12 protein-coding genes are annotated in these 13,499 nt (G+C 67.9%); 5 read left to right on the forward strand and 7 right to left on the reverse strand.

The features are described from left to right. Window positions 1–482: 482 nt before the first annotated feature. The 5 genes from ppdK to PXH83_RS07975 all read right to left on the reverse strand — a co-directional run bounded on the left by ppdK (window position 483) and on the right by PXH83_RS07975 (window position 6,884). A complete protein-coding gene (ppdK, locus tag PXH83_RS07955) occupies window positions 483–3,224 on the reverse strand; it encodes a pyruvate, phosphate dikinase (protein WP_214917413.1) in 2,742 nt (913 codons plus the stop codon). 365 nt (window positions 3,225–3,589) lie between these two features. After that, window positions 3,590–4,729: a tRNA dihydrouridine synthase DusB gene (gene dusB, locus PXH83_RS07960; RefSeq protein ID WP_274558223.1), complete on the reverse strand. Its 1,140-nt coding sequence runs from the start codon at window positions 4,727–4,729 to the stop codon at window positions 3,590–3,592. 77 nt (window positions 4,730–4,806) lie between these two features. Continuing rightward, window positions 4,807–5,031 (reverse strand): DUF6243 family protein, encoded by a 225-nt coding sequence (locus tag PXH83_RS07965; RefSeq protein ID WP_274558225.1) that lies wholly within the window; start codon window positions 5,029–5,031, stop codon window positions 4,807–4,809. A gap of 162 nt (window positions 5,032–5,193) precedes the next feature. Beyond that, on the reverse strand, window positions 5,194–5,406 hold the full coding sequence (locus PXH83_RS07970) for a hypothetical protein (protein ID WP_274558227.1): 213 nt from the start codon (window positions 5,404–5,406) through the stop codon (window positions 5,194–5,196). A gap of 92 nt (window positions 5,407–5,498) precedes the next feature. Then, complete coding sequence (locus PXH83_RS07975; protein ID WP_214917454.1) at window positions 5,499–6,884, reverse strand: glycine--tRNA ligase; 1,386 nt, start codon at window positions 6,882–6,884, stop codon at window positions 5,499–5,501. Window positions 6,885–7,053: 169 nt separating this feature from the next. Between PXH83_RS07975 and PXH83_RS07980 the strand changes: the two genes are divergently transcribed. From PXH83_RS07980 to PXH83_RS07995, 4 genes are all read left to right on the forward strand, one after another. Further along, the gene (locus PXH83_RS07980) at window positions 7,054–8,016 is read left to right on the forward strand and encodes a metal ABC transporter substrate-binding protein (RefSeq protein WP_274558231.1); all 963 of its coding nucleotides are present in this window, start codon (window positions 7,054–7,056) and stop codon (window positions 8,014–8,016) included. A 47-nt stretch (window positions 8,017–8,063) separates the two neighbouring features. After that, a complete protein-coding gene (locus PXH83_RS07985) occupies window positions 8,064–8,846 on the forward strand; it encodes a metal ABC transporter ATP-binding protein (RefSeq protein WP_274558233.1) in 783 nt (260 codons plus the stop codon). Then, the gene (locus tag PXH83_RS07990) at window positions 8,846–9,766 is read left to right on the forward strand and encodes a metal ABC transporter permease (RefSeq protein ID WP_274562718.1); all 921 of its coding nucleotides are present in this window, start codon (window positions 8,846–8,848) and stop codon (window positions 9,764–9,766) included. Before PXH83_RS07985 ends, PXH83_RS07990 begins: the two co-directional genes overlap by 1 nt. A 66-nt stretch (window positions 9,767–9,832) precedes the next feature. Then, window positions 9,833–10,252, forward strand: a complete 420-nt coding sequence (locus tag PXH83_RS07995; protein WP_274558235.1) for a Fur family transcriptional regulator — start codon at window positions 9,833–9,835, stop codon at window positions 10,250–10,252. Window positions 10,253–10,337: 85 nt separating this feature from the next. Here the strand turns inward: PXH83_RS07995 and PXH83_RS08000 are convergent, their stop codons facing one another. Both PXH83_RS08000 and recO read right to left on the reverse strand, forming a co-directional pair. Continuing rightward, on the reverse strand, window positions 10,338–11,177 hold the full coding sequence (locus PXH83_RS08000) for an isoprenyl transferase (protein ID WP_274558238.1): 840 nt from the start codon (window positions 11,175–11,177) through the stop codon (window positions 10,338–10,340). Window positions 11,178–11,197: 20 nt separating this feature from the next. Next, the gene (recO, locus tag PXH83_RS08005; protein ID WP_214917534.1) at window positions 11,198–11,944 is read right to left on the reverse strand and encodes a DNA repair protein RecO; all 747 of its coding nucleotides are present in this window, start codon (window positions 11,942–11,944) and stop codon (window positions 11,198–11,200) included. Between the two features lie 175 nt (window positions 11,945–12,119). Here recO and PXH83_RS08010 point away from each other — a divergent pair, with 175 nt between their 5' ends. Continuing rightward, a complete protein-coding gene (locus PXH83_RS08010) occupies window positions 12,120–13,490 on the forward strand; it encodes an FAD-dependent oxidoreductase (RefSeq protein ID WP_274558245.1) in 1,371 nt (456 codons plus the stop codon). Window positions 13,491–13,499: the final 9 nt, after the last annotated feature.

Here is a 13,499-nt window from a genome sequence, read left to right on the forward strand (position 1 = left end):
CGCCAACCGAAATGCTGTTCCCCGTCGGGCACGAACCAGAGCCACCGGAAAGACACAGTGAAGGCCGTGGGGGGCTTTGCTGCGTCTGGCGGCGGTCGGCGAAGGTTGCGGCTACGTGTCGGACAGAGGTATCGGGATGCGGTCGGCGGGTGGGGATCCGACGACCGCATCCTGCCTCTGCTTTCAGGAAAGAATGGCGTAATTCAACTCCTGTTCGGCGACCCCCGGGAGACCCCGGTGACGGCACGTTCACCAATGCCGCAAGGGAACCAACAAAAGCGCACCCGAAGCACCGCAGGAAAAGCCGAAGTGGCGACACCTCCGCACGAGGTGCCGCCACTTCTGTGTATCGCCGTATCGATGGCCCGATGTATCGACGTATCGATCTGCCTACGTATCGGTGCATCGCCGGAGCCGCCGCCGGTTCGGTTGAGGGTGGGGTGAACCGACGGCAGCTCCGGTGGCCCGGTCGGGTGCCCGGTCTAGCGCGAGTCGCTGCCCGAGGACTGCGCCGCCGCGCGCCCCGCTTCGAGTCGCGCCACCGGGATCCGGAACGGCGAGCAGGACACGTAGTCCAGGCCCACCTCGTGGAAGAAGTGCACCGACTCCGGGTCGCCGCCGTGCTCGCCGCACACGCCGAGCTTCAGGTCGGGACGCGTCGCGCGCCCGGCCTCCACGGCGCTGCGTACGAGCGAGCCGACGCCGTCCCGGTCGATCGTCTCGAACGGGGAGACCCCGAAGATGCCCTTCTCCAGGTACGCCGTGAAGAAGCTCGCCTCGACGTCGTCGCGGGAGAAGCCCCACACGGTCTGGGTGAGGTCGTTCGTACCGAAGGAGAAGAACTGCGCGGCCTCGGCGATCTGGCCCGCCGTGAGGGCGGCGCGCGGCAGCTCGATCATCGTGCCGATGGTCAGCTTGAGGTTGGTGCCGGTGGCGGCCTCGACCTCGGCGATGACCTTGTCGGCCTCCTCGCGGACGATCTCCAGCTCCTGGACGGTGCCGACGAGCGGAATCATGATCTCCGGGCGCGGGTCGCCCTTGGCGTTCTTGCGGTGCGCCGCCGCCTCGGCGATGGCACGGACCTGCATCGCGAAGAGACCCGGGATGACCAGGCCGAGGCGTACGCCGCGCAGACCCAGCATCGGGTTCTGCTCGTGCAGCTTGTGCACGGCCTGCAGGAGGCGCAGGTCGTTCTCGTTGGCGTCCTTGCGGGACTCGGCGAGCGCTACGCGCACCGACAGCTCGGTGATGTCGGGCAGGAACTCGTGCAGCGGCGGGTCCAGCAGCCGCACCGTCACCGGCAGTCCGTCCATCGACTCGAACAGCTCGATGAAGTCGGCCTTCTGGAGCGGCAGCAGCGCACCCAGCGCCTGCTCGCGCTCGTCGTCCGTGTCGGCCAGGATCAGCCGCTCGACGAGCTCGCGGCGCTCACCGAGGAACATGTGCTCCGTACGGCACAGGCCGATGCCCTGGGCGCCGAAGCGGCGGGCGCGCAGGGCGTCCTCGGCGTTGTCGGCGTTGGCGCGTACGCGCAGGCGGCGGACCCGGTCGGCGTACGCCATGATCCGGTGAACGGCGGCGACGAGCTCGTCGGCGTCGTCGGCGCCGGCGTGCATGCGGCCCTCGAAGTACTCGACGACCGGGGACGGTACGACGGGTACCTCACCGAGGTAGACCTTGCCGGTGGAGCCGTCGATGGAGACGACGTCGCCCTCCTCGACGACGATCCCGCCGGGGGCGGTCAGCCTGCGGCGCTTGGTGTCGACCTCGATCTCCTCGGCGCCGCAGACACAGGTCTTGCCCATGCCGCGGGCGACGACGGCGGCGTGCGAGGTCTTGCCGCCGCGCGAGGTCAGGATGCCTTCGGCGGCGATCATGCCGTCGAGGTCGTCAGGGTTCGTCTCACGGCGGATCAGGATGACCTTCTCGCCGGAACGCGACCACTTGACGGCGGTGTACGAGTCGAAGACGGCCTTGCCGACGGCCGCGCCCGGCGAAGCGGCGATGCCGCGCCCGAGCTTCTCGGTCTTCGCCTCTTCGTCGAAGCGCGGGAACATCAGCTGGGCGAGCTGCGCGCCGTTGACGCGCTGGAGCGCCTCGGCCTCGTCGATGAGGCCCTGGTCGACGAGCTGCGTGGCGATGCGGAAGGCGGCACCGGCGGTGCGCTTGCCGACGCGGGTCTGCAGCATCCACAGCTGGCCGCGCTCGATCGTGAACTCGATGTCGCAGAGATCCTTGTAGTGGGTCTCCAGCGTCTCCATGATCTGCATGAGCTGGTCGTACGACGCCTTGTCGATGTTCTCGAGGTCAGCGAGCGGCACGGTGTTGCGGATACCGGCGACGACGTCCTCGCCCTGCGCGTTCTGCAGGTAGTCGCCGTAGACGCCCTGGTGGCCGCTGGCGGGGTCGCGGGTGAACGCGACGCCGGTGCCGGAGTCGGGGCCGAGGTTGCCGAAGACCATGGAGCAGATGTTGACGGCCGTGCCGAGGTCGCCGGGGATGCGCTCCTGGCGGCGGTACAGCTTGGCGCGGTCGGTGTTCCACGAGTCGAAGACCGCGTTTATGGCGAGGTCCATCTGCTCGCGCGGCTCCTGCGGGAAGTCCCGCCCGGCCTCGTCGGAGACGATCTTCTTGAACTTGCGGACCAGCTTCTTGAGGTCGGCCGCCTCCAGGTCGGTGTCGACCGTGACCTTCTTGGCGTGCTTGGCCTGCTCCAGCGCCTCTTCGAAGAGCTCACCGTCGACGCCCAGCACGGTCTTGCCGAACATCTGGATGAGGCGGCGGTACGAGTCCCACGCGAAGCGTTCGTCGCCGCCGGCCTGCTTGGCGAGGCCGGTGACCGACTTGTCGGAGAGCCCGATGTTCAGGACGGTGTCCATCATGCCGGGCATGGAGAACTTGGCGCCCGAGCGGACGGAGACGAGCAGCGGGTTGTCGGCCTGGCCGAGCTTCTTGCCCATCTTCTGCTCAAGAGCGTCGAGGTGCGCGCTGACCTCGGCGCGCAGCGCCTCCGGCGCCTCGCCGCTCTCGAGGTAGACCTTGCACGCCTCGGTGGTGATCGTGAAGCCCGGGGGGACGGGCAGCCCGAGGTTGGTCATCTCGGCGAGGTTGGCGCCCTTGCCGCCCAGCAGGTCCTTGAGGTCCCTGTTGCCCTCGGTGAAGTCATAAACGAACTTCTGACCCTGGGGCTCGGTGGCTACCTGGGGTTCTTTGTTTTCCGACACGGGTCTCGACTCCTCGAGGACGCGGTGGCTGCCCTGACGGCGAGGAACATACCCAGATCGAAGGTGCCTGGGTACGTCCACCTGACTGTCATGCGGCCTTAACCACTCGTCCGCCAGCAGATCTAAAGTGATCAACTTGCTGGGGCCGACATGGGCATTCGTTCGAGAGTTGTACACATAAACACACTCAGCATCCATCATCGCCCATATGGTCACCACACAGTGACGAAAGCTTTGATCGATCAAAACAAAAAAGGTGGCACCCAGTGCCACCTTTTGAGAGATGCAATCGGGCCCGCACCGCTCATCTGAGCAAACTTAGCATCAGGCGTGGCGAGGATCACGTCTCGAATGAGCGCGGAATCTCAGCCTCCGGACGTGTCCAGCTCCGCATCCGCACTCACGCCCGAGCAGTCGTACGGATCCTTCAGCCAGCCATCAGGCAGGACAACTCGCCCATTACTGGACGAACGCCCACGCGGCCCGTCCGCGCCGACCGGCCACGCCTGGTCCAGATCGAGCTCGCTCAAGTGAGCGTCCATTTCGTCCAAGGATGAGGAGATTGCAAGCTTCTTGCGCATCTCGGACCCGACCGAGAAGCCCTTGAGGTACCAGGCGACGTGCTTACGGAAGTCAATGACCCCGCGTGCTTCGTCCCCGATCCACTCCCCGAGGAGCTCCGCATGGCGCCGCATGACACCGGCGACCTCGCGCAGCGTCGGAGCGGCGTACGCGTCCGTCCCCTCGAACCCCGCGACCAGGTCCCCGAACAGCCACGGGCGCCCCAGGCACCCGCGCCCCACGACGACGCCGTCGCAGCCGGTCTCGCGCATCATCCGCAGCGCGTCGTCGGCCGACCAGATGTCGCCGTTGCCGAGCACCGGGATCTCGGGCACGTGCTCCTTGAGGCGCGCGATGGCGTCCCAGTCGGCCGTACCGCCGTAGTGCTGGGCCGCGGTACGCCCGTGCAGCGCGATCGCTGTGACGCCCTCCTCGACGGCTATCCGACCGGCGTCGAGGTACGTGAGGTGATCGTCGTTGATGCCCTTGCGCATCTTCATGGTCACGGGCAGGTCGTCCGCATTGGAGACGGCCTCGTTGAGGATCGCCCGCAGCAGCGGCCGCTTGTACGGGAGCGCGGAGCCGCCGCCCTTGCGGGTCACCTTGGGGACGGGGCAGCCGAAGTTCAGGTCGATGTGGTCGGCCAGGTCCTCGTCCACGATCATGCGGACGGCCTTGCCGACAGTGACCGGGTCCACGCCGTACAGCTGGATCGAGCGCGGCGTCTCCGTCGCGTCGAAGTGGACCAGCTGCATCGTCTTCTCATTGCGCTCGACCAGCGCCCGCGTCGTGATCATCTCGCTCACGAACAGGCCCTTGCCGCCCGAAAACTCGCGGCACAGGGTGCGGAACGGGGCGTTGGTGATGCCGGCCATGGGCGCGAGCACCACCGGCGGCTGCACGGAGTGCGGGCCGATGGAGAGCATGGGGAGCGCGGTGGTCATGCGCCCATTGTCCCGTACACAGGGGTGTGGGCCCGGACCGCTTCGTGCGGTACGGGCCCACGGTCGTTCCTGGGAGGTCAGCCCTGGGCGTCCTGCGTGCCCTGGGCGCCCTCTGCCGTCGCCTCGCTGCCGTCCTCCTGGGGAGTGGCACGCTCGCGCATCTTGCGCACCAGCTCCTCCTTCTGCTCAGCGGCCGTCTTGCGGTCGGCGTTGCGCGTGGGGCCGTTGTCCGCGATTTCCGCGCGGGACATCCTCTTGCGCTGCCCGCCTACGCCGAGAAGGTTGTTGCGGCTCTTTGCCACGGGGTTCTCCCGAAGTGATGAGAAGTGATCTGCGGATTCGTCTGGTGGGGGGCGGACGTGGGATCCGCCGCGCTCTCACTCGTAGATCTGGAAGAACATGCAAGCGACATTACCCGGCCGCGGGGTCGCCGGGCACCAGAATTTCCGCCATGAGCCGTCGGCTCAGCTCCGGGATGCCGCCGGATCCACCGTCGCCTGGTGCGCCTCGGCCAGGTGCTCCTCCGCCTTGAGCCACGGCAGGAACTGCACCCCCTTGCTCCAGCCGCACGTCTCGCAGGCCAACAGACGCTGCATGCCCGCCCGCTGGACCCTGACGACATGCCCCCGGCCGTGCTGGTCCCATCTGCTCACCTTGCTGGCCGCCATAGACGGCATTGCGCCTCCCCGGTACGAGTGAGCCCAGTGTGCACGAAGCCCCCGGTCCCGCGAGCGGGAACCGGGGGCTTCGTACGTCTCGTACGACAGGGTCAGCAGCCGAGCAGGCGGCCGCCCAGGTAGGACTGGATCTGGTCCAGCGAGACGCGCTCCTGCTTCATCGTGTCGCGCTCGCGCACCGTCACCGCGTTGTCGTCGAGGGTGTCGAAGTCGACGGTCACGCAGAACGGCGTACCGATCTCGTCCTGACGGCGGTAGCGGCGGCCGATGGCGCCCGCGTCGTCGAACTCGATGTTCCAGTTCTTGCGCAGATCGGTCGCCAGGCCCTTGGCCTTCGGCGACAGCTGCGGGTTGCGGGACAGCGGCAGCACCGCGACCTTGACCGGCGCCAGGCGCGGGTCGAGGCGCATCACGGTGCGCTTCTCCATGACGCCCTTGGCGTTCGGGGCCTCGTCCTCGATGTACGCGTCGAGCATGAAGGCGAGCATGGCGCGGTTCACGCCGGCCGCCGGCTCGATGACGTACGGAGTCCAGCGCTCGCCGGCCTCCTGGTCGAAGTACGTCAGGTCCTGGCCGGACGCCTTGGAGTGCGCCTTGAGGTCGAAGTCGGTGCGGTTGGCCACGCCTTCGAGCTCGGAGAACTCGCTGCCGCCGAAGTTGAAGCGGTACTCGATGTCGGCGGTGCGCTTCGAGTAGTGGGAGAGCTTGTCCTTCGGGTGGTCGTACCAGCGGATGTTCTCCTCACGGAGACCAAGCTCGCGGTACCAGTTCCACCGCTGCTCCATCCAGTACTCGTGCCACTGCTCGTCCTCGCCCGGCTTGACGAAGAACTCCATCTCCATCTGCTCGAACTCGCGGGTACGGAAGATGAAGTTGCCCGGAGTGATCTCGTTCCGGAAGGACTTGCCGACCTGCGCGATGCCGAACGGCGGCTTCTTGCGCGAAGTCTGCTGCACCTGGGCGAAGTTGGTGAAAATACCCTGCGCGGTCTCGGGACGCAGGTAGGCCGTCGAGCCCTTGTCCTGCGTCGGGCCGAGGTGCGTCTGCAGCATGCCGGAGAACTGCTTGGGCTCGGTGAACTGGCCCTTGGTACCGCAGTTGGGGCAGTTGATGTCGGCAAGACCGTTCTCGGGCGTACGGCCGTTGTGCTTGGCCTCGTACGCCTCGATCAGGTGGTCCGCCCGGTGCCGCTTGTGGCAGGCGGTGCACTCGGTGAGCGGGTCGGAGAACGTCGCGACGTGACCGGACGCCTCCCACACCTCGGGAGCCAGGATCACCGAGGAGTCGAGACCGACCACGTCATCGCGCGCGATGACCATGGAACGCCACCACTGGCGCTTGATGTTCTCCTTGAGTTCGACACCCAGCGGTCCGTAGTCCCAGGCGGCGCGAGAGCCACCGTAGATCTCACTGCACGGGTAGACGAAGCCACGGCGCTTGCTCAGGCTGACGATGGTGTCGATCTTGTCGGCGGCCACGGTGCTCTCTTCATTACGACGACGACGAACGCGAATGATTCAGATTACCGGCGCTCGTACCCCCCGGATCAAATCGGTAGGGCGGGTGCGGGATCACAGCCCCCATAACACCTCAGACCACTCGTTGCATTATTGACAATCGTTTCCAGTCTTGTTGAAAATGGGAGTCATGAACGTACGACGACGCCTCATACCCACCGCCGCGACCGCCGGAGCCGTCGCGCTCGGCCTGATGGCTGTAAGTGCCTGCTCCTCCTCCGGCGCCGCATCGAAGAACAACGGCGGCAAGCTCGACGTGGTGGCGTCGTTCTATCCGATGCAGTACCTGGCCGAGGAGATAGGCGGCGACCACGTCTCCGTATCGACCCTCACGAAGCCCGGTGTCGAGCCGCACGACCTGGAGCTCAGCCCGAAGCAGACCGCCGGGCTCGGCGAAGCCGGCTTCATCCTCTACCTCAAGGGCCTCCAGCCCGCCGTCGACGAGGCCGTCGCGCAGTCCGGCGTGAAGAACACCGTCGACGCCGCCACCCTCACCCACCTCGAAGAGCACGGCGAAGAGCACGGCGCCGAAGAACACGCCGAGGAAGAAGAGCACGGCCACGACGAAGCCGGGGGCGACCCCCACGTCTGGCTGGACCCCGTGAAGTACGCCGAGGTCGCCAAGGGCGTCGGCAAGGCCCTGGAGAAGGCCGACCCCGACAACGCGGCGGCATACAAGAAGAACACCGAGGATCTGGTCGGCAAGCTCGACGGCCTGCACAAGAAGTTCGAGAGCGGCCTGCAAAACACCGACACCAAGACCTTCATCACCGCCCACTCCGCCTTCGGCTACCTCGCCGAGCGCTACGGCCTGGAGCAGGAGGGCATCAGCGGTCTCGACCCCGACTCCGAGCCCAGCCTGTCCCGCATGAAGGACCTCCAGAAGATCGCCAAGAAGGACAAGGTCACCACCGTGTTCTTCGAGACGCTCGTCAGCGACAAGACCGCCAAGACCCTCGCGGGCGACACCGGACTGAAGACCGACGTCCTGGACCCGCTGGAGGGAATCACGGACAAGTCCAAGGGCGATGACTACATCGAGGTCATGGAGTCGAACCTCACCGCGCTGGAAAAGGCCCTCGGCGCGAAGTGAAGCAGATCACCCCGGCGGCATCGTCGGCAGCATCGGAGGCGCGAGCCATGAAGCCACAGCAGCACCCCACAGCGGACCCCGTCATATCCCTGCGCGGTGCCACGGCCACGCTCGGCTCGCGCCCCGTGCTGCGCGGTATCGACCTCACCGTGCACCCCGGTGAGGTCGTCTCGCTGCTCGGCGCCAACGGCTCCGGGAAGTCGACGGCCGTACGTTCCGTGATCGGCCAGGTGCCGCTCACGGGCGGCACCGTCGACCTCTTCGGTACGCCGCTGCGCCGCTTCCGCGACTGGTCGCGCGTCGGGTACGTACCGCAGCGCACCACGGCCGCGAGCGGCGTCCCCGCGACTGTGTACGAGGTCGTCTCGTCCGGCCGCCTCTCCCGTACGAAGCTGCGGTGGCCCTCGAAGGACGACCGCACCGCCGTGCACCGCGCCATCGAGCTCGTCGGGCTGGCGGACCGCACCAAGGACTCCGTGAACGCCCTGTCCGGCGGCCAGCACCAGCGCGTCCTCATCGCGCGGGCGCTCGCCTCCGAGCCGGAGCTACTGATCATGGATGAGCCGATGGCGGGCGTGGACCTGGCCAGCCAGGAGATCCTGGCCGCGACCCTGCGCGAGCAGGTCGCGGCCGGTACGACCGTGCTGCTCGTCCTGCACGAACTCGGCGCGCTGGAGCCGTTGATCGACCGCGCGGTGGTCCTGCGCGACGGCTGCGTCACCCACGACGGGCCGCCTCCGGAGTCGCTCGGCCAGCATGCGCTGCCCGGCCACGACCACGTACACCCTCACTCGGATTCCGAGCCTGTCCGGACGGGACTGCTGACGTGATGATCATCGAGATGCTCGAAACACCCCTCATGCAGCGGGCCCTGCTCGCCGCCGTCCTCGTCGGCATCACTGCACCCGCCGTCGGCATTTACCTGGTGCAGCGCCGCCAGGCCCTCATGGGCGACGGCATCGGCCACGTCGCGATGACCGGTGTCGGCCTCGGCTTCCTGCTCAGCACCAACCCGGTGTGGATGGCCGCGCTCGTCTCGATCGCCGGCGCCGTCGCGATGGAACTGATCCGCTCGTACGGCCGCCTGCGCGGCGACATGGCGCTGGCCATGCTCTTCTACGGCGGCATGGCGGGCGGCGTCATGCTGATGCACCTCGCACCGAACGGCTCCAACTCCAACCTCACCTCGTACCTCTTCGGCTCGCTGGCTACCGTCTCGGACGCGGACGTCACCGCGATCTGCCTGCTCGCCGGCTTTGTGATGCTGGTCACCATCGGTCTGCGGCGCCACCTCTTCGCGGTCAGCCAGGACGAGGAGTTCGCGCGGGTGACCGGTCTGCCCGTGCGCGCCCTGAATCTGCTGATCGCCGTCACCGCGGCCGTCACGGTCACCGTCGCGATGCGCGTCGTCGGGCTGCTGCTGGTCAGCGCACTGATGGTGGTGCCGGTGGCTGCGGCGCAGCAGATCACCCGGTCGTTCAAGGTCACGTTCGTACTGGCCGTGGCCATCGGCACGGTCGTGACACTCGCGGGCACGGCCGCCTCGTACCAGTACGAGGTACCGCCGGGCGCGACGATCGTGCTGCTGGCCATCGCCGCCTTCTTCGTACTGACAGCACTCGCCGCACCGCTCGCCAAGCGCCGGGCGCGGGCGCTGAGCGCGGCGGAGGACGGGGTTGCGGCCGGTTGTAGCGTGGAGGCGGGCAGCCTGCCGGACGCCCGTCACGCCACAAACGGCGTCAAGGTCTGACCGGCGGGGCGGCAACGACCTGACAGAATGGCCCGACATACGTACGGGCGACCAGAGGAGGCACCTGTGACGACTGCGGGAACCCCATCCCCGGTGCGTGGCCGGTCCACCCGGCAGCGGGCCGCCGTAGCGGCGGCGCTCGACGAGGTGGACGAGTTCCGCAGTGCGCAGGAGCTTCACGACATGCTCAAGCACCGGGGCGACTCGGTCGGGCTGACGACGGTCTACCGCACCTTGCAATCCCTCGCGGACGCGGGCGAAGTCGACGTACTGCGCACCAGCGAGGGCGAGGCGGTGTACCGGCGCTGCTCGTCCGGCGAGCACCATCATCACCTGGTGTGCCGGGTGTGCGGCAAGGCGGTCGAGGTCGAGGGCCCGGCCGTCGAGAAGTGGGCCGACGCGATCGCGGAGCAGCACGGTTACGTGAACGTGGCGCACACCGTGGAGGTCTTCGGCACGTGCGCGGAGTGCGCGGCGAACGTCTGACGACGGTACGCCAGTGCGCCCGCACCGGACATCGGTGCGGGCCCACTGGCGTGCGGCCGGAGCGTCCCGGTCAGTAGGGCTCGGCTCAGGCGCCCGGCTCCGTGCCGCGCATCGCTTCCAGTTCCTCGTTCGGGATCGCCCCGCCGAAGCGGCGGTCGCGCTGGGCGAACTCCAGGCAGGCCCGCCACAGGTCGCGGCGGTCGAAGTCGGGCCACAGGACGTCCTGGAAGACCATCTCGGCGTAAGCGCTCTGCCAGATCAGGTAGTTGGACGTGCGCTGCTCGCCACTGGGGCGCACGAAGAGGTCGACGTCCGGCATGTCCGGGTAGTACATGTACTTCGCAAAGGTCTTCTCGTTGACCTTGGCCGGGTCGAGCTTGCCCGCCGCGACGTCCCGCGCGATCGCCTGCGCGGCGTCCGCGATCTCGGCGCGGCCGCCGTAGTTGACGCAGAAGTACAGCGTCATCGCGTCGTTGTTCTTGGTCTGCTCCTGGGCGACCTGGAGCTCCTGGACGACGGACTTCCACATCTTCGGCATCCGGCCGGTCCAGCGGATACGGATGCCGAGCTCGTCCATCTCGTCGCGCCTGCGGCGGATGACGTCCCGGTTGAAGTTCATCAGGAAGCGCACCTCCTCGGGCGAGCGCTTCCAGTTCTCGGTGGAAAAGGCGTACAGGGAGAGATTCTTGACGCCCATCTCGATGCAGCCCTTGAGCACGTCCAGGACGACACCCTCGCCGACCTTGTGGCCCTCGGTGCGCGGCAGGCCGCGCTCCTTCGCCCAGCGGCCGTTGCCGTCCATGACGACCGCCACGTGCTCCGGCACCAGCTCACCGGGGATCTTCGGCGGGCGCGCACCGGACGGGTGCGGCTCCGGCGTCTTGTATTCGCGCCGGTTACGGCCCAGAATCCCGCGTCGTGCCATGAGCTTTCGTCTCCCTCAATTCACTTCTCTACGTACCGCAGCGAGCGCAGTCCGCGCTCCAAGTGCCAGTGCAGATACGCCGACACCAGCCCGCTGCCCTCCCTGACGTGCCTCGGCTCGCAGCGGTCCGCCGTCTCCCAGTCCCCCGTGAGCAGCGCGCTGAGCAGACCGACGGCCTCCGCCGAGGGTACGACGCTTCCGGGCACCCGGCAGTCGCCGCATATGACCCCGCCCGCTGCGACCGAAAAGAACCGGTTCGGTCCGTGCAGGCCGCACCTCGCGCAGTCCGTGAAGCTGGGCGCGTAGCCGTTGACGGCCAGCGAGCGCAGCAGGAAGGCGTCGAGAATGAGGTTCGGTGCGTGCTCGCCGCGGGCCAGGGTGCGCAGGGCGCCGACGAGCAGCAGGTACTGCTGTACGGCGGGCTCGCCCTCGTGGTCGGTGAACCGCTCGGCGGTCTCCAGCATGGCCGTGCCCGCCGTGTAGCGGGCATAGTCCGTGACGATTCCGCCGCCGTACGGGGCGATCGTCTCGCTCTGTGTGCACAGCGGCAGGCCGCGGCCGACGAGTTCGCTGCCGCGCGAGAAGAACTGCACGTCGACGTGCGAGAAGGGCTCCAGCCGCGCCCCGAACTTCGACTTGGTCCGCCGGACCCCGCGCGCGACGGCGCGTACGCGGCCGTGACCGCGAGTGAGCAGCGTGATGATGCGGTCCGCTTCACCCAGCTTCTGGGTGCGTAGGACGATGCCGTCATCACGGAACAGGCTCATACGTTCATTCTCCCGTACACCGCCTGCGGGCCCGGTCGGGCAGTGTTTTATAGGGCCTCTTTGGGAAGCCATAAGTCTGGCTTATGTGGTCATAGGTGGGGGCCAGGTACCTGAGCAGGCATTTCGTTTGACAGGGTGGCAGGCGAACAGCTGTCTCCGCTCGAAGGGAACCCCCATGCCCCGCGCCCTGCGGATCGCGATAGTCGGTGCCGGCCCCGCCGGTATTTACGCCGCCGACGCCTTGCTGAAGTCCGAGGCGGCCTCCGATCCCGGGGTGTCCATCGACCTCTTCGAGCGGATGCCGGCGCCCTTCGGGCTGATCCGGTACGGCGTCGCGCCCGACCACCCCCGCATCAAGGGCATCATCACCGCCCTGCACCAGGTCCTGGACAAGCCGCAGATCCGCCTGTTCGGCAACGTCGACTACCCCTCCGACATCGGCCTGGACGATCTCCGCGCGTTCTACGACGCGGTGATCTTCTCCACCGGCGCGAGCGCCGACCGGGCGATGGACATCCCCGGCATCGAACTCGACGGCTCCTACGGGGCGGCCGACTTCGTCTCCTGGTACGACGGCCACCCGGACGTGCCGCGCACCTGGCCGCTGGAGGCCGAGAAGGTGGCCGTGCTGGGTGTCGGCAACGTCGCTCTCGACGTGGCCCGCATTCTCGCGAAGACGGCCGACGAGCTGCTTCCGACCGAGATCCCGCCGAATGTGTACGACGGTCTCGCCGCCAACAAGGCGCTCGAAGTGCACGTCTTCGGGCGGCGCGGTCCCGCGCAGGCCAAGTTCAGCCCCATGGAGCTGCGGGAGCTCGACCACTCCCCCAACATCGAGGTCATCGTCAACCCCGAGGACATCGACTACGACGACGGCAGCATCGCCACCCGCCGTGCCAACAAGCAGGCGGACATGGTCGCCAAGACGCTGGAGAACTGGGCGATCCGGGACATCGGCGACCGGCCCCACAAGCTGTTCCTGCACTTCTTCGAGTCGCCCACCGAGGTCGTCGGCGAGGACGGCAAGGTCGTCGGTCTGCGTACCGAGCGGACCCAACTGGACGGCACCGGCAATGTCACCGGGACGGGCGAGACGCACACCTGGGACGTGCAGGCCGTCTACCGTGCGGTCGGCTACCTCTCCGACGAGCTCCCCAAGCTGCCCTTCGACTGCGTGTCCGGGACCGTCCCGCACGAGGGCGGACGGGTCATCGAGGAGGGTGGCGAGCACCTCCGGTCGACGTACGTCACGGGCTGGATCAAGCGCGGCCCGATCGGCCTCATCGGCCACACGAAGGGCGACGCGAACGAAACGGTGGCCAACCTTCTGGAGGACCACGGCGCGGGCAGGCTGCACACCCCCGCCGCACCCGCCGAGGAGGCCGTGACGGCCTTCCTGGAGGGCAAGGGCGTCGCGTACACGACATGGGAGGGCTGGCACCGCCTGGACAGCGCAGAGCGGGCGCTGGGCGCCGCCGAAGGCCGCGAGCGGGTCAAGATCGTCGACCGTGACGCGATGCTGCGGGCGTCCTCGGCCCAGGACTGAGCCGAGGGG

It is taken from the genome of Streptomyces spiramyceticus (genome assembly GCF_028807635.1).
In the GTDB taxonomy this organism is placed as follows: Bacteria; Actinomycetota; Actinomycetes; order Streptomycetales; family Streptomycetaceae; genus Streptomyces; species Streptomyces spiramyceticus.

What these genes read in the sequence shown, in the direction of transcription:
- PXH83_RS07990 (WP_274562718.1), top strand. Translation starts at nt 8,846, where the DNA reads ATGATCATCGAGATGCTCGAAACACCCCTCATGCAGCGGGCCCTGCTC.
- PXH83_RS07980 (WP_274558231.1), top strand. Translation starts at nt 7,054, where the DNA reads ATGAACGTACGACGACGCCTCATACCCACCGCCGCGACCGCCGGAGCC.
- recO (WP_214917534.1), bottom strand. Translation starts at nt 11,944, where the DNA reads ATGAGCCTGTTCCGTGATGACGGCATCGTCCTACGCACCCAGAAGCTG.
- PXH83_RS08010 (WP_274558245.1), top strand. Translation starts at nt 12,120, where the DNA reads ATGCCCCGCGCCCTGCGGATCGCGATAGTCGGTGCCGGCCCCGCCGGT.
- PXH83_RS07985 (WP_274558233.1), top strand. Translation starts at nt 8,064, where the DNA reads ATGAAGCCACAGCAGCACCCCACAGCGGACCCCGTCATATCCCTGCGC.
- PXH83_RS07970 (WP_274558227.1), bottom strand. Translation starts at nt 5,406, where the DNA reads ATGCCGTCTATGGCGGCCAGCAAGGTGAGCAGATGGGACCAGCACGGC.
- dusB (WP_274558223.1), bottom strand. Translation starts at nt 4,729, where the DNA reads ATGACCACCGCGCTCCCCATGCTCTCCATCGGCCCGCACTCCGTGCAG.
- PXH83_RS08000 (WP_274558238.1), bottom strand. Translation starts at nt 11,177, where the DNA reads ATGGCACGACGCGGGATTCTGGGCCGTAACCGGCGCGAATACAAGACG.